We start from the raw sequence: 15,503 nt of genomic DNA, 5'->3' as shown, positions 1-15,503 counted from the left end.
TCCAGGTCAGAAATCCCAGGCCAAGGATCAGACCCCAGAGCGTAGCCGCCCGCTGATCGCCTTTGGCAACCCACGCGGCAGGCACGACGAAGCTGCCAACGGTCCACAGATGCGCCTTGCCCAGGATTTCGAGCATCAATGCCAGGAGCAGCACGGCTGCAAAGAGCATGAGCCGGACATCATGGCCGATAAACGCTCGGAAGATCTGCCCCGCCGAGGAAACGATGACACCCGTGATGAGGCCGCCGACCACCGACGCCAGCACATAGATCAGCGCATATGCTTTTCGATTAATCTTGGAACCATCCAGGCTCCCTATAACATTCAGCCCTCAAGTGCTATCGGTGCCCGCCAGTGCCGCGCCGACCGCTACGAGTATGAGCATTTCAAGCATTGAATGATCCTCTCAGCAATGAATCTGGGTAGCCCGAAACGAAGCGTGCTCGCCTTTCCTGAGCTACCCAGAGTCGTCTGTCGTCCGGGCTAGTAGTGGAGCGTTGACCGGCAGCCGCAGTAGTTACCACCCTTGCACAGGATAGGACCGGAGCGGATACAGTCGCGGCACTTGTGGCGCTGTCCAATGGGGCTGCTCGTGTACCACCAGCCGATCGAGTAGATGCACTGCCCGCTGCTGGTCAGGCGCGTGCCATCGCTGCACACGTCGTTTGATGTCGTGCAGGTCGAGTAGTACGATGGGCAGGTGCTGTCGGCTCCACAGCCTGAGCAGTACACGCCGTAGGGTGGATAGCAGGGCGCGCTGTCGGCAAAGGCCGTCTCGGTGCCCTCCATTTTACCAATCACCGCCGCCGCGATCATGCCTGCTACGGCTGCTGCTCCCCGTGACAGGAAATTCCGGCGGCCCATCTTCCGTGCAAATGCGCCTACTTTTGCCTGGATCTCTAAGTCTTTGTTGTCCATCGTATGTCTCCATAAAACTTATCCAGTCGGCACGGGCGTCTCCGCTATCTACAGATAGCCGATCACGGCAGGCCCGCCAAGACCGCCGTGTCCATTGCGCTTCGATCGCGAGAGCTATCCGTAGTTCACGGCTGTATCGGTGGTGCTCTCTGCGCTAGCTGCCTCCTCAAGCTGAATGATCGGACGATTTTGGGGATATTCGTCGCCCAGAGCGGCCTGTGCAATCGCTTCTAGCTGGCGGCGAGAGTTAACCAGCCCCTTGGCGCGAATAATTCCTTGACTATCGACCCCATACGCGAACGGAGAAACTTCGACGTCGAATTTTGCCCCTAGCTCTTGCGAGGCGATAATCACGTCGTAGCTCAGGTTGTGCCGCTCTGCGTATTTTGCCGACTGTTCAATGTCGGAGAACATCAACAGGATCGGCTGGACGCCAAACATAGTTTGCACCCGGCTCAGATCAGGCATGATCGCGCTACATTCCTTGCAGGTTGTCGAGCCAAAGAGCAACACATGTGGCCGTCCCTTAACGCTCTCCGACGACCAGGGCTTGCCGTGGATCGTGACGCTATTCACAGCGGGCAGCCGCCGACCGGCGGGGATGCCGCTCTGGTTAACGCCGCGCGCGGTACCCATGACCATAATGCCCACCTGTCGAAACAGCAGCAGATTCAAGATGACCAGCGGTACGATCAGCAGCCATAGCGCCACATATGAGGCCCAGAAGAAGGTGCTCACGGTAATAACTCCTTATACCCATTGATCCACGAGCGATACCGCTCGACGGCACGCTGCCCACCCCGCAGGGCATACAATGCATCCGGCAGGCCGGTTGTTACGAGCAGGCCAAGCAAACACATCACGAAGCCGAGAAACAGGCCCGATCCCGGCGCAAAGACCACCTGCTCGCGCGTGCTGAGCAGCGCCGCACAGGCCAGCAGCAGGTCGGCGGCTACCAGCCGCCAGGTCAACGGGTGCTCGCTCTGCGATCCCATGCAACCGCATGGCACATCGCCTTTGGTGAGTTTGAAATATGCCGCGCCGCTGCCAAGCGCCAGGTACATCAGCGCGAGCGCGATCCGCGCCGGAAGCGGATACCATGTCGAGGCCACCCAGGTCGCGATCGTGAGCTGGGCGACGATCAGCAGCACGTGAGCCTGAGGACCGATCGGTGATCGCTCCTCGGCGCCGAAGTAGCGCGACCATGCATAGCTTGCGGCAGAAGCGAACAGTGGAAACGTGAGGACAAGTCCAAACAAGCATAGCCTCCTTGGGTGGCGGACAGACCTTGTAGAGGAGAGCGCATCACGACATACTGCGATGGAGACTCAAGATTTGGCTGGCAAGCCTGCCGTACTGGTGCTATTGAAGCACGGTCATCGTATCAATACCAGGACTGAAGCGGTGGGTACACGTAGCCTGCGGCAGTGCGGTACGTCGTCTTTACGGAAGATGTGCCTTGCTGCCGCAGGCTGAACAATAGGTTAGGCAGAGCAACCGCATAACGATTACGCTAGCTTGCCAGCGGGCTGTTGTGTGCCACTACCAGCAGGGGGGATGTGGTAGAGCATGGGTCAAGGAGATATACGCACAATCAGGAATAGTATAAATCAGGTAAACAGTATACATGATTGTGAGCATCTACGTCAAGTGTTTTTCACACAATGAGTAGTGGAGGTAAGAGCAGGGAACAAAGAATAGAGAACAAAAGAACAAAGGATTGACTCCCTTGTTCCCCTGTTCCCTTGTTCCCGCGCTTTGGCTAGCCGCGACTTCGCTCCAGCAGGATCATCATCAGCACGCTCAGCAGCGCGAGCTGCTCCTCCGCGTCGTGCATGGGCGCTTTCTGCTCCACGGTAAAGCTGCTCTCCAGAAAGGAGCGCTGTTTTTCGATGCGCATCACCGTGGTGCCGTCCGGCCTGGAGATGAGGTAGGCCGGATGGAAGAGATAGCCGGTAAACAGGCCAAGAATCGGCACCTCGCCGACCAGAGCGTCCATAACCTTAATCCAGGGGTTTTCTTCCCTGATGGTCATCACCGGCGTCTCGCCATTGAGAATATCGTAGTGCGCCTTCCAGATCGAGCGCATGCCCTGCCGCTTCACCGCTCCGATCGCCAATCCCTGCGAGTCGGTGATCGTATAGCGGGCCGAGAAGTCCAGCAGGCGGTCGGCGTTGATCGAGAAGAGCTGCCGGGTCTGGCTCTCGTCGGCAAAGATATTTACCGCCTCTTTAAGCTTGAAGAGCTTTTGCTTGACGTAGAGGAGTAGATTACCCTGCCCGTCTCTTACGGAGATCTGGGGGGCAAGCGCGACGATCTTGAACGAGAAGGTAAGCGGGTAGTTCATCAATAATCTCCAAGGGTTCCTTAAACACGTCGCAGCAGTATAGCCTGTTGCTGTCGGTGGTCCAATCACTCGATAGTTGGTGGATCAGGTCGCAAGATGGGTGATGGTGGAGCGTGCAGCAGCGGGCGGCGCTGACATGGTTAAGATTCGGTAATAGCCTACGCCTCATCATCATCCAGATCCGCCACCTGGAGCGTGAGCGCATCGATCGATACCTGGATCTCACGCAGGGAAAGGCCCAGCGAGATCAGCAGCAGGATCAGGCTGCCGCCAAAGATCCACTTGCCAAGGGTCGGCTGTCCGGCGAACAGGACGAACATGCAGAGCACGCAGAAGAAGAAGCTGGAGACGCCAAAGATCTGCATGTCGCGGATAATCACGATGCGATAGCGCAAGTTGGCAAGCTGCCGCTTGATTTTCGGGTCTGGCTGAGCTTTGTAGCGGGTATATAGCTCGCGCATCAGCGCGGCGAGCGTGAGGAAGCGGTTGGTGTAGGCCAGCAGCAGCAGCGAGATCGCCGGGAAGAGGAGCGCGGGTGTCGTCAGGGTCAGTTCCATAGGGATTCGGAGCGCCTCCTCAAGCATCATGGCAGCGCCGCGATTATAGCACGTCCGATGAGTTCGGAGTTTCGAGTTCGGAGTTTCAAGTTTCGAGTTGCAGGTTCTCCTATGTTCCGTTGTTCTGTTGTTCTCTGTTCTTTGTGCTTCCCCGGCTGGCATGAGTGTTGCTCCCCAGGATAGCGCAATGGGATATAGCAGATCGAGGAGTATACGTACGATGGTAGCTACGCACATTCTTTCCGGCGCGCTGGCCGGATTCATCGCTACGGCACCGATGACGGCGTCGATGGAGCTGATGCATCGGCTGCTGCCGCGCCGCGAGCAATATCCGCTGCCGCCGAGCGAGATCACGGCGGAGCTGACCGATCAGATCGGCGTGGGCGACAAGCTCAATCAGGATGAGCATGTTGGGCTGACGCTGCTGAATCACTTTGCCTATGGCGCGGCGGCGGGCGCGCTGTACGCGCCGCTGGCGAATCAGATGCGCATCTCGCCCTCGCTCAAAGGGATCGCCTTTGGGCTGGTGGTCTGGACGGTAAGCTATCTTGGCTGGCTGCCCGCGATGGGCATTCTGCGCCCGGCAACCGAGCATCCGCCCCGGCGGAATCTGCTGATGATCCTGGCGCACGTCGTCTGGGGCTCGGTGACGGGCGTGCTGGTGGAGGCGGCCCGGCGACGCGCCTAAGACTCGATGGCGCTGCCGGATGACTCACACGATCAGCATCGCATCGCCGAAGCTGAAGAAGCGGTAGCGCTCGCGCACGGCCTCCGCGTACGCCGCGAGGATCTGCTCGCGGCTGGCGAGCGCGCTGACGAGCATCAGCAGCGTGGACTTGGGCAGGTGAAAGTTCGTGATCAGCGCATCCACCACACGAAAGCGGTACGGCGGGTAGATAAAGATATTGGTATCGCCGCCGCAGGGCCGGATCGTAGCCAGACCGTCACGCTCAGCCCACTGCGCGGCGGTTTCGAGCACGCGCACGGTCGTCGTGCCCACGGCGATCACCCGCCGTCCCTCCGCCCGCACCTGGTTGATCGCGTCGGCGGTGGCGGCGCTTAGCTCGAAGTACTCGCTGTGCATCGTATGCTGCGCGGGGTCCTCGACCTGGACCGGGCGAAAGGTATCCAGGCCGACATGCAGCGTGACGGTGGTCCAGGCGATGCCCTGCTCCTGCAACGCGGCGATCAGCTGGGCCGTGAAGTGCAGCCCGGCGGTCGGCGCGGCAGCCGATCCCTGCGTCTTGCTGTACACGGTCTGGTAGCGCTCAGGATCGGCGACCTGCTGGTGGATGTAGGGCGGCAGCGGCATCTGCCCAAGCTCCGGCAGCAGCGGCTCGATCGGCGTCTCGAACTGGATCAGCCGCCCGCCATGCGGCAGCGCATCCAGCACCTCGGCGCGCACCGGCCCGTGATGGGTCGCGGCCTGCGGCTCGATCTGAAGCGTGGTGCCGGGCCGCACGCCCTTGCCGCCGACCAGCGCCTCCCAGGTGCGATCGTCGCGACGGCGCAGCAGCAGCACCTCGACTTTGCCGCCGGTCGGTTTGTGGCCGAAGAGCCGCGCCGGAAGCACTCGGCTTTCGTTGGCGACCAGCAGATCGCCTGGCTGGAGGTAGTGCCCGATGTTGAAGAAGCGGTCGTGGTGGAGCGCGCCGGTCTGACGATCCAGCACCAGCAGCCGCGAGGCGTCGCGCGGCTCGACCGGCGTCTGAGCGATTAGCTCCTGAGGCAGATCGTAGTCAAAATCATCTGTGCGTAGCGGTCGTTCGTGCATGGCTGTATTCTAACGCACCGCCGCAGATCGTGAGCTGGTGCCGATAATCTTTGTTCTCATCTACCAGGGAGCCACGCCAACCGTCGGCATCAGCGATTCGATCTCCTCACGAGTCGCGGGATGCTCGCACGGGCCGCGATGGAGGCATTGCAGGCTGGCGGCGGCAATCGCCCAGCGCAACATTTCTTCGATCGGCCACTCATGCAGCCAGCCCATGATCAGCCCGGCCTTGAGCGCGTCACCGGCTCCGGTCGTGTCCACGGGCGCGATCTGCGGCGGCTGCACGCTCCACCATCTGCCGTCGGCAGCCAGCGCCAGCACGGAGCGCGGCCCGTCGCTGACGACGACCAGCGCGCGGCTGACGGCATGAACCGCCTCGATCCACGCCTCGATCTCGCGCACATTGTGCCGCTGCTCCAGCACGGTGCGCGAGGTGGCGACAATCGCCGCGCCCGGCAGCCGGGAATCGTCGGGTCCTGAAATATCAGCGACCGCCAGCGGCAACTGCCAGCGCCGCGCCAGCGCGACCATCGCATCCATGCCGGGGCCATAGATCGACACGCTGACCATCCGCGCCACCCGCATCAGGTCATCACCGGGCAGCATCCAGCCGGTCGGCGTCGGCCACGAGGGTACGATCGTCCGCTCGCCGTCGGGCGTCGTCCAGATGTAGCAGGTTGGCGTCCGAACCTCGGCAGCGCCCTCGACAACCGGCGTAGTGCGCAGGCGCTCACGGAGGCGCGCTCCGACGAACGATCCGAGCGGATCAGTGCCGAGCCGATTGCCCGCGATCACCACGTCCACGCCCCAGGCCGCGAGATGCCCGCCGACGTTGCAGGGCTCGCCGCCGACGTAGAGGTGCTCGCCGAGGGCGTGCATGCCCTCGCCGGGCCGTGGAAAGCGCGGCAGCTCCAGCACCCGGTCGGCGATCAGCGAGCCATAGCAGATCACCGCGCTCATGTCTGCGGCACAAGGTTGGGATACGCCTGAAGCAGAAAAAAGACGCTGATCGCCATCGCATTCTGGAAGAAATGCAGCACGATCGTGATCCAGAGCGATTTGGTCCACTCAAAGACCGCCGCCAGGATCACGCCGACGGCGAAGAGCGGCAGCAGCACCACGGGATAGATATGCACCAGGGAGAAGATCATGCCTGAGACGACGATCGCGGCGACCGCGCTGGTATGCGTGCGCAACCATTGGTAGAGCAGCCCGCGAAAGACTATCTCCTCGACGATCGGCGCGATGATCGCCCCGACGATGAAGACAAAGGCGAAGTTGAGCCAGGAGAAACCCCTGGGATCGGTCAGCGCCGCGATCTGCGGATTCTCGAACTCGCCAATGAGCGTCATGAGGATCACGTTGACGACCATCAGCACGAGCAACTGGCCGAAAAAGAGCAGCGGCGTGAGCAGCAGCGCCAGCAGCGGCGGCATCCGAAAGCCGATCTCGCGCCAACTGCTGCGTCGTCGCCGGACGATCACGATGTAGGTCGCGACGACCGCGAGCAGATAGATCGTGCCGCCGATGATCATGCTCAGCACCAGCGGTCGGTCGTTCAGCAGGTCGCGCACGAGGGTCAGACCAAACAGACCCGGCAGCGCCAGCACCAGCAGCAGCGCGGCGCTCAGCCCGATCGTCAGCAGGCCGGTCAGCACAAGATCGGCCAGGGTCCAGCGCACGCGCGGCTGCACCGGCGGCGCTGGCGGCGCGGAAACAAAAGGTTGGCTACTCATATCTACAGTGTACCCTTAATCGTGGCTGCCGCCGCACACGCCGTGTGGCGGCCACTCAATCTTCTGGCACGCGACATGCTTAGGCGGGCACCAACGGAGGAACAGATGCTTGAGTGGACGATGATAGCAGGAGCAACCGATATGGCACTGGATCGAGACACATCGGATCGGGAGCGCAGCGAGCAGAGCGGAAAGACACCCTCGACGGCTCCCAATGCTTCGTGGGATACGGGCGCGGGCGATGGCACGACCGGCTTCGACTCACCGGCGACCGGGAGCGAATGGCTCTCGAATCCAGAGGTCGACGGCGACACCCACAGCGAGCCGTACTACCCGCCCGGCGGCGGCGCGGACAACGATCCTGATCTGCACGACGAGCGCAAGGGCTGAGCGCCTAGCCACCGTCCTGTGATCGCGCTTATTTGCCGTTCGCCTCGTTCATCGCGGTACAGGCGCTCTGTACGGCGGCGACCGGATCGGCGTTGTTTTCCAGCACCTCCACGAGCGCGCCGTCGAACGGCTGCCAGAAGCGATCAAGCTCGGTGCGCTGCGGGTAGGGCGCGCTTGCTCGCGCCGCCTCGGCCAGACTTGCCAGCGCCGGATCGGCGGTCGCTACCCCCGGATTGGACGGCACGAACGCGCTCTGCTCGACGAAGCGCTGCTGGACCTCCTGGCTGGTAAGCGCCAGCGCCAGCGCGGTCGCCTGCTCGAAGGTGTCGGTGTTGGCGTTGACATACACGCCTGTTCCGCCGAGCAATGGACTGGCCGCTCCACCGGGACCGTCCGGCATCGGCGCGACGCCAAGCTGCTCGCCCAGCGCGGCACGAAAATCATCGAGCAGCCACGAGCCGTTGATCGCCAGATCGACCTGACCTTCCTTGAAGAGCGCCTCCGCCTCGCGTCCGCTGGTGACGAACTGCGCGCCAGCCGCTTTCAGCTCCCGTAAATAGTTGAGCGCCTCTGCAAAGCCGCCCGCGTCGGCAACGCAGCGCCCGCTATCGTCGAAGAGCCGCCCGCCGAACGCGCCGAAAAACCCGAAATTGTGGAATGTGCTGCGGATCAGCGCGATCCTGGCTCCGCCCTTGACGGCGCTCAGCAGCTCGTCGGTGGTGCGCGGTGGGTTTTGGATCGTTCCCGTGTTGTAGTACAGCGCGATCGTCGTCAGCGAGGCCGGAACGCCGTAGAGCTTGCCGTCGACCCTCATGCTGTCGAGCGCGTTCGGCAGGTACCGGCTGGCCTGCGGCGCGACGGCGCTATCCAGGTCGCGCAGCATCCCGGCGCGTGCCTGACGGCCAAGTCCGCTGCTGGACGCGAGCAGCAGATCGGGGCCGCCGCCTGCCGCCGCCTCAGTCTCGAAGCGGTTGACGATCTGATCGCCGGGGATCGACGTTGCCGCGATCTGCATGTCGGGCGCTGCCTGTCGCGCCTGTGCGATCAGGTCGTCGAGGATCTGCGCCGCAGGGCTGTCGGCGGCGTAGCTGTGCCACAGCGTCAGCGCGTTGGGCAGCGTTGGCGTTGGTGCGCTCGTGCGCTCGGCTGTCGCCGCGACCGTCGGCGTCGGATCGCTGGTCGCGGCGGTCGTCGGGGCGGCGCTGGCGGCTCCTGTGGCTGTCGTGCTTGTCGGCGCAGCCGTCGCGTCAGGCTCGACGGGGAGGCGACTTGCGGTGCTACATGCGGCCAGCACCGCAGCTACCAGCACGAGGCTAACGAAGAATGCGATCTGCCGCATGAACGATCAGGCTCCTATCTCGATGGTTCAACGTCTCTGTCAGGTCGCGACATGATAGCACGACTGGCGGACGATGCAGTTTGAACATGTCATTGGGACCCGTCTGGAAAAACCAAGCCCCTCTCCGGTTGCGACAGGAGAGGGGCCGGGCTGAGATCCAGCAGCCTAGGAGGTTGTATTTGCCGCCTGGGTCTGCTCCTTGATCTGCTCCGCCAGATGTGCCGGAACATCCTCATAGTGCTCGAAGCGCATCGAGAACGTGCCGCGTCCCTGCGTGATCGAGCGCAGGTCGGTCGAGTAGCGCTGGCACTCGGCCAGCGGCACATGTGCGGTCACGGTGGTGCGGTTGCCCTCGCTGTTGACACCCATGATCCGCCCGCGCCGCGTGTTGAGATCGCTCATCACGTCGCCGGTAAACTGGTCGGGCACGTTGATCTGGAGCTCGTAGATCGGCTCCATCAGCGCGGGCTGTGCCTTATTGACCGCCTGCCTGAAGCCCTGGTAGCCCGCTGTTTTGAATGCGATTTCCTTGCTGTCGACCGGGTGCTCCTTGCCGTCGAAGACCCCGACGCGCACATCGACCATCGGGCTGCCTGAGATCAGGCCCTCCTGCATCGCCTCGCGCACGCCCTTTTCGATCGCGGGCGCAAAGCCACGGCTGATCACGCCGCCGACGATCTCCCACACAAATTCGAGCGGATCTTCGCGATTCGGATCGGGTGGGAGCGGCTCGACGCGGAGCGAGACGTTGGCGTACTGGCCCGCGCCGCCGGTCTGCTTTTTGTGGATGTAGGTCGAGTCGGCCTTGCCGCGGATCGTCTCGCGGTAGGGCACGCGCGGCAGCTCAAGGTCGATCGATACGTGGAACTTGTGCTTGAGCCGGTCGGCGATGTTTTGGAGATGCGTCTCGCTGATGCCGCTGAGCAGCGTATCGCCCGTGACTGGGTCGCGGCTGACCTGCAACGACGGGTCTTCCTCCATCACGCGGTGCAGGGCCGTGCCCATCTTGTCCTGGTCCGCGCGCGAGTGCGGCTTGACGGCGGCGGTAAAGGCCGGAGCCGGGTACTGAATGCCGCGTAGCTGGAATGGCCGATCCGGCGAGCAGAGCGTATCGCCGCTGGTCGTCTCGGTTAGCTTGATCACCGCGCAGAGATCGCCCGGCCCCGCCGCGTGGATCGGCGTCTGCTCCTTACCCTTGATCGCGTACAGTTGCCCGATGCGCTCTTCTTTGCGGGTGCGGCTGTTGTACACGCTGGAGTTGGATTGGAGCTGGCCGGAGTAGACTCGCACCAGGCTCAGCTTGCCGACGTGTGGATCGACCATCGTCTTGAAGACCAGCGCGCCGAGCGGCTCCTTGGTATCGGGGTGGATCTGGATCGCCTTGTCGCCGTTGAGATCGGTCGCGTTGGCGATCTTGCGCGCCGCCGACGGGAAGCTGTCGAGAATGCCGTCCAGCAGTTGCGCCATACCCGCTATCGCGGTCGCCGAGCCGACGAAGACCGGCACGATCGTGTTGGTGGTGATGCCGACTCGCAGGCCGTCGCGCAGCTCGTCGAGCGTCAGCGCGTCCGCACCGCCTTCGAGATATTTTTCGATCAGCGTGTCGTTGGTGACGGCGATCTTATCGACCAGCGCCTCGCGCATCTCGCTCTCACGATCCGCATAGTCGGCGGGAATCTCCGCCTCCTCAAACGAGCCGTCATGCTTCGCGCTGATCATCCAGGCGCGCTGGCGGCGGAGCGAGATGATCCCGCGAAAATCTTTCTGGCTGCCGATCGGCAACTGCATCGGAATCACCGCGCCGTCGAGGGTCGTCTGCGCGTCCTGCACCGAGCGATCGAAGTCGGCGTTCTCGCGATCCATCTTGTTGATGAAGATCAGCACCGGCACGTTCGCCGCCTTGGCCGCCTGCCAGACCATCTCGGTGCCGACCTCGACGCCCGCCGAGGCATCCATCACGATCACCGCGCCGTCGATCACGCGCATCGCTGCCGCGACCTCCGAGGCATAGTCGGCTGAGCCGGGCACGTCGATCAGATTGATTTTGTCGTCTTTCCACTCAAGCGGGGCGATTGCCAGGTTAATCGATTGCCGACGTTCCTTTTCGTCGGGATCGTAGTCCGTCACGGTGTTGCCGTCCTCGACGCGGCCCAGGCGGGTGGTTGCGTGGGCGGTGAAGAGCAACGCTTCGACGAGCGTGGTCTTGCCACTGCCAGCGTGACCGAAGATGCCGACGTTATGGATTTTTTCAGGGCCGTAGGGCTTCATGTAGTCCTCCTTGACCAAATGCTGCACAACGATACAGATGGACAAAGCACGCTACCGAGCCTTCACACGCAGGTGGGGAGTCTACGCGGCTGATAGCTGAGTTTACATAAACAGAACAAACCTCCTGTCTTGAACGTATGATGCGATTGGAGCCTTCAAGCACGAGACGCAGGCGTACACCGCGCTATGTTACCACCGTTCCTGCATCATCTCGCGACGTTTCTGCTCGAACTCGTCTGCGCCGATCAGCTCGTCGTCGCGGAGCCTCGTCAGCTTGCGCAGACGTATCTCAAAATCGTCTGAGGCAGCCGAGCGCTCTTGTTCGACATCGATCTCGTAGATCGCTCCGCCGCGCCGGGTGAAGAAATTGTAGGCGTACTAGAGTGCGATCCCGCCCACAACCAACGTCCACAAGCTGCCGAATATTCCAAACTATAACGACAAGAATTCCGGTGCCGACAAAGACACTGCCCACAAGCATCCCCAGGAGCGACATCGGCGTGCTCGGCTTGACCCGGCTACGGTATCGCATGGCTGTTCCTTTCCGCCGCATGTCCTCAGCCGCCGGAACGTAAACGGGCTGCGCAGCATCGCGCAGCCCGTCCGGCCTCTATTTCAATTCGGCTACACCGAGCGCTTCGGCCAGTATCCTTTCCGCAGCCGTGTAGGGATCGATCTCCCGCTCCTGGATGCGTGTCAGCAGGGCCTCGCGCTGCGACTCCGGCACGCGCTCACGGACTAGCTCAAGCGCGAGGCCCTGCAAGATCGTCTGGAACTCTCGCACGATCCGGCCCCGTTCGCGCCGCGCCAGGTGGCCGGTCTGCATGAGATGCCGCCAGTGCCCTTCGATCGCCTCGACCGTCTCCGCGATGCCCGTGCCCTTGGTCGCCACGGTCATCACGATCGGCACGCTCCAGCCCTCGCGCGGCGCTGCGCCAAGCTGCATCATCGTTTGCAGGTGCCGACGGGTCTTCTCGGCGTCCTCACGATCGGCCTTGTTGACCACGAACACATCCGCGATCTCCAGAATGCCCGCTTTGATCGCCTGCACGTCGTCGCCCAGGCCCGGCACCTCGACGACCACCGTAGTATGCGCCTCGCGCGCGATCTCGACCTCGGCCTGTCCCGCGCCGACGGTTTCGACGATGATCTTGTCGAAGCCTGCGGCGTCAAGCACTTTGATCACGTCGCCGGTCGCGCGCGCGATGCCGCCGAGCTGGCCCCGGCTTGCCATCGAGCGGACGAAGATTTCCGGATCGTGGCCCAGCGGCTGCATCCGAATGCGGTCGCCCAGGATCGCGCCGCCGGTGAATGGCGATGTCGGATCGACGGCCAGGATGCCCACGCTGTGGCCCCGGCGGCGCAGATCCAGCGTCAGCTCGTTGACCAGCGTGCTCTTGCCCGCGCCGGGCGGGCCGGTGACGCCGATAATATGCGCTTTGCCTGTGTGCTGGTAGAGCTTGGCGAGCGCGCGATGTCCATCGTCCCCGCCGTTCTCGACGATTGTCACCAGCCGTGAGAGCGCGCGACGGTCGCCGCCGCGCATCTGATCGATCAATCCCACGGCGGACCTACACTTCCGCGCCCGAAAATCGTTCGGGCTTGACGTTGCTGCGGATAAACTCAACGATCTCGTTGGTCGAAGCGCCCGGCCCGTAGACCGCCGCGATGCCGTGCTCGTTTCTCAAAATCTCGGCGTCGGTATCGGAGATGATGCCGCCGGCAACGACCAGCACGTCGTCAACACCGGCCTCGCGCAGCAGCTCCGAGATCTTGGGCAGCAGTGTCATGTGCGCGCCCGACAGGATCGACAGGCCGATCACGTCGACATCTTCTTGCAGCGCCGCGTCCACGATCATCTGCGGCGTTTGCTGAAGGCCGGTATAGACAACCTCCATCCCGGCGTCGCGCAACGCCCGCGCGATCACTTTCGCGCCACGGTCGTGCCCGTCGAGGCCCGGCTTCGCGACAAGTACCCGTATTTTACGCTCCATTGCGCTTCCTTCGTTGTCTATGGGACGGTTCATGGCGATACCTCGAACCTTTCTTGTATTCTAGCATCCCGCGTCGATCGGGCGCAACCTGCCGCCGATCTCAGCGCTCGCGATCGCCTCTGGGCTTGCGCCGCCCGAAGAAGAGCGCGCCTAGGCCGCGATCGATCTCCGGCTCGTTCTGCCCATAAAAATCGCTCTCGCCGGGCCGCATATGGGGCTGCGCGGTCATCCACTGCGCGTGAGCGTCGCGGGCATGGGCAAAGATCGCCTCAAGCTGCTCGCCATGCTGAAGAGTATCGCGCAGCTCGACCAGCGTCCGAATCAGGTCGTTGATCCAGCGCTCGATCGCCTCGCTGTTGCTCTGGCAGAGCGCGCGGCTGGCAGCCGGATCGGACGCCGCAAGCTCGGTCATCGCGCCGAACGCTGCTCCGGCGATCGGCTGCATCTCGCGCCAGCCTCGGCTGCGGCTGAGCGTCTCCATCAGCGCGGTCGCGACGATCTGCGGCAGATGGTCGACTCCGGCGATGTAGGCGTCGTGCTCGACGGCGTCGATGTAGTAGGGCTTTGCGCCGATCGCCGTCACCAGGAGATCGAGCGTGTTGAGCGCATTGGGCTGCGCGCTGGTGCCCGCAACCAGGCAGTAGATCGCGCCTTTGAACAGGTCGATCGAGGGCTTGGTGGGCCGCTTCTCCGCGTGGCTCAGCAGCGCGTGCCCGCCGATGAAATCGACGTTGCGCGGCAGGCGCGCCTCGGCGAGAGCTAGCACCTGCGCTTTGCTGCCGAGCGTATCGGTGACGATCGCGCCGTACTTGAGATGCCGCGCAATCCCGTCGAAGGTCGCGGCCAGATCGTCGAACGGCACGTTCACGACCACGATGTCTGCATCGCGCACCGCATCGGCCAGGTCACGCGCCGCCCGGTCGATCATCAAACGCCCGCGCGCGTCCTGTAACGTGCGCTTGTCGTCGTCCCAGCCGGTAATCGCGGGCCGTCCCGTCGGCAGCGCCTCCTGGTCCAGCGTGCCGAGCGCCAGGCCAAGCGATCCGCCCAGCAGATCCAGCCCGATAATCGTAATGTTTAGCGCCATCCTTATCCTCTGCTGCAAGTTCAAAGCTGCGGGTTCAACGTTCAAAATTTTGGGTTTCGGGCCTTCCTTATTTTCGCCGTCTTTTGCGCTGTGCTCGTTGTGGTTTATTCGCTGTTCGTTGTGTTTTGTTCTCGATCCCGCCGAGGGATCGAGGATCAGGGTAATCAAGGCTCCCTTGTTCCTTTGTTCTTTTGTTCTTTCTTACCCCTCAGGCTGCACCTGCGACAGCAGCAGCGCCTCGGTCAGCACGATCACCAGCGCCAGCAGCCCGAACGTGATCGGCGAGAGCACGCGCAGACCGGCCATCACCAGCGCGACGACGATCAGCAGCCCAACCTCGTACGCCTGCCGCCGCGCGCGGCCAACGTCCAGGCGGTGGATGCGCAGCTTGTAGTAGCGCTGGCCCAGCAGGTAGGTCAGCGGCACGATCGCGGCGCTCACGGCGTAGAAGATTGCCAGAAACAGCAGCAGATAGACCGGCAGATCCGGCAGATCGAGCAGCCAGCCGCTCGGCGCGGGCACGAACGCCAGGATATAGCCCAGCAGCCCGAATCCGACGATGCCCTGCCAGCCGACGCCGGGCAGCGCCAGCCGTAGCTGGATCGGCACGAAGGTGATCGCCGCAGCCGTGGCCCAGATCAGCGGTACCAGCAGGCGCAGCAGGCCGGTGACGCGCTCGATCTGCGCGGGAACGCTCATCAGCAGGCCCAGCGCGACGATCCAGGCCACGATCGCCAGGCCGACCACGAACGGCTTTGCTCGCCACGGCCCGGTCATCGGCTCCGGCTCCCAGTCCAGCACCACCGGCTCGCGCACCCGCCTGGGCGGCGCTGCATTCAGCGGCTGCGAGCGGACGCGCGTTTTACGCTCCTGGGCCTGCTGCTCAAGGCGACGTTTGAGCGATCGAGGATGCGAGTGTGACTCGTGGTGCGGCTCGGTAGGCGGTGTGGGCGGCGCGACCGGATGAGATTCGTCGGTGGCAGGCAGCGCCGATGTTGGCTCCGGCTGCGTCTCGACCTCCGGCTGCGCCGCTGCGGGCGCTGATTCGCCGCCGGGAGTCTGCTCGTGTTCTGCTTCGTGTTCAGGCATAGAC

The 15,503-nt window shown here is 63.2% G+C and carries 17 protein-coding genes; 2 read left to right on the top strand and 15 right to left on the bottom strand.

From position 1 onward, the window contains the following. The 6 genes from VFZ66_11130 to VFZ66_11105 form a co-directional block, all read right to left on the bottom strand. The coding region (locus VFZ66_11130; protein ID HEX6289737.1) for a hypothetical protein at positions 1–265 on the bottom strand (265 nt) is incomplete at its 3' end. A 218-nt stretch (positions 266–483) separates the two neighbouring features. Then, entirely contained in the window at positions 484–918 is a 435-nt protein-coding gene (locus VFZ66_11125; protein ID HEX6289736.1) for a hypothetical protein, read from the bottom strand. 114 nt (positions 919–1,032) lie between these two features. Further along, a complete protein-coding gene (locus VFZ66_11120; protein ID HEX6289735.1) occupies positions 1,033–1,656 on the bottom strand; it encodes a redoxin domain-containing protein in 624 nt (207 codons plus the stop codon). Then, a complete protein-coding gene (locus VFZ66_11115; GenBank protein ID HEX6289734.1) occupies positions 1,653–2,177 on the bottom strand; it encodes a MauE/DoxX family redox-associated membrane protein in 525 nt (174 codons plus the stop codon). The genes VFZ66_11120 and VFZ66_11115 overlap by 4 nt, the downstream gene beginning before the upstream one ends. Before the next feature lie 503 nt (positions 2,178–2,680). Continuing rightward, positions 2,681–3,265 (bottom strand): hypothetical protein, encoded by a 585-nt coding sequence (locus tag VFZ66_11110; protein ID HEX6289733.1) that lies wholly within the window; start codon positions 3,263–3,265, stop codon positions 2,681–2,683. A gap of 158 nt (positions 3,266–3,423) precedes the next feature. Continuing rightward, the gene (locus tag VFZ66_11105; protein ID HEX6289732.1) at positions 3,424–3,822 is read right to left on the bottom strand and encodes a DUF2721 domain-containing protein; all 399 of its coding nucleotides are present in this window, start codon (positions 3,820–3,822) and stop codon (positions 3,424–3,426) included. 220 nt (positions 3,823–4,042) lie between these two features. Between VFZ66_11105 and VFZ66_11100 the strand changes: the two genes are divergently transcribed. Next, positions 4,043–4,510 carry a DUF6789 family protein gene (locus VFZ66_11100; protein ID HEX6289731.1) on the top strand — a complete coding sequence of 156 codons (468 nt, stop codon included), beginning with the start codon at positions 4,043–4,045 and terminating at the stop codon, positions 4,508–4,510. Positions 4,511–4,534: 24 nt separating this feature from the next. Here VFZ66_11100 and queA read toward each other — a convergent pair whose 3' ends face one another. Genes queA through VFZ66_11085 form a run of 3 tightly spaced genes read right to left on the bottom strand, consistent with a single transcriptional unit; the run spans position 4,535 to position 7,332 of the window. After that, positions 4,535–5,596: a tRNA preQ1(34) S-adenosylmethionine ribosyltransferase-isomerase QueA gene (gene queA / locus VFZ66_11095; GenBank protein HEX6289730.1), complete on the bottom strand. Its 1,062-nt coding sequence runs from the start codon at positions 5,594–5,596 to the stop codon at positions 4,535–4,537. A 60-nt stretch (positions 5,597–5,656) separates the two neighbouring features. After that, entirely contained in the window at positions 5,657–6,556 is a 900-nt protein-coding gene (locus VFZ66_11090; GenBank protein HEX6289729.1) for a carbohydrate kinase family protein, read from the bottom strand. Next, positions 6,553–7,332: a CPBP family intramembrane glutamic endopeptidase gene (locus VFZ66_11085; GenBank protein HEX6289728.1), complete on the bottom strand. Its 780-nt coding sequence runs from the start codon at positions 7,330–7,332 to the stop codon at positions 6,553–6,555. Before VFZ66_11085 ends, VFZ66_11090 begins: the two co-directional genes overlap by 4 nt. A 141-nt stretch (positions 7,333–7,473) precedes the next feature. Here VFZ66_11085 and VFZ66_11080 point away from each other — a divergent pair, with 141 nt between their 5' ends. Continuing rightward, positions 7,474–7,722: a hypothetical protein gene (locus VFZ66_11080; GenBank protein HEX6289727.1), complete on the top strand. Its 249-nt coding sequence runs from the start codon at positions 7,474–7,476 to the stop codon at positions 7,720–7,722. A gap of 28 nt (positions 7,723–7,750) precedes the next feature. On the opposite strand, the gene VFZ66_11075 is transcribed toward VFZ66_11080, so the two are convergent. The 6 genes from VFZ66_11075 to VFZ66_11050 all read right to left on the bottom strand — a co-directional run bounded on the left by VFZ66_11075 (position 7,751) and on the right by VFZ66_11050 (position 15,499). After that, the gene (locus VFZ66_11075) at positions 7,751–9,061 is read right to left on the bottom strand and encodes an extracellular solute-binding protein (protein HEX6289726.1); all 1,311 of its coding nucleotides are present in this window, start codon (positions 9,059–9,061) and stop codon (positions 7,751–7,753) included. Positions 9,062–9,226: 165 nt separating this feature from the next. Continuing rightward, positions 9,227–11,329: an elongation factor G gene (fusA, locus tag VFZ66_11070; protein HEX6289725.1), complete on the bottom strand. Its 2,103-nt coding sequence runs from the start codon at positions 11,327–11,329 to the stop codon at positions 9,227–9,229. A 610-nt stretch (positions 11,330–11,939) separates the two neighbouring features. After that, entirely contained in the window at positions 11,940–12,893 is a 954-nt protein-coding gene (gene meaB / locus VFZ66_11065) for a methylmalonyl Co-A mutase-associated GTPase MeaB (GenBank protein ID HEX6289724.1), read from the bottom strand. 7 nt (positions 12,894–12,900) lie between these two features. Then, positions 12,901–13,323 carry a cobalamin B12-binding domain-containing protein gene (locus VFZ66_11060; protein HEX6289723.1) on the bottom strand — a complete coding sequence of 141 codons (423 nt, stop codon included), beginning with the start codon at positions 13,321–13,323 and terminating at the stop codon, positions 12,901–12,903. Positions 13,324–13,423: 100 nt separating this feature from the next. Continuing rightward, positions 13,424–14,410: a prephenate dehydrogenase gene (locus tag VFZ66_11055; protein HEX6289722.1), complete on the bottom strand. Its 987-nt coding sequence runs from the start codon at positions 14,408–14,410 to the stop codon at positions 13,424–13,426. A gap of 201 nt (positions 14,411–14,611) precedes the next feature. Next, positions 14,612–15,499: a hypothetical protein gene (locus tag VFZ66_11050; protein HEX6289721.1), complete on the bottom strand. Its 888-nt coding sequence runs from the start codon at positions 15,497–15,499 to the stop codon at positions 14,612–14,614. Positions 15,500–15,503: the final 4 nt, after the last annotated feature.

This window comes from Herpetosiphonaceae bacterium (genome assembly GCA_036374795.1).
GTDB lineage: Bacteria > Chloroflexota > Chloroflexia > Chloroflexales > Kallotenuaceae > LB3-1.
Note: the sequence above shows the minus strand (reverse complement) of the source record. Positions and strands in the feature narration are given on the sequence as shown.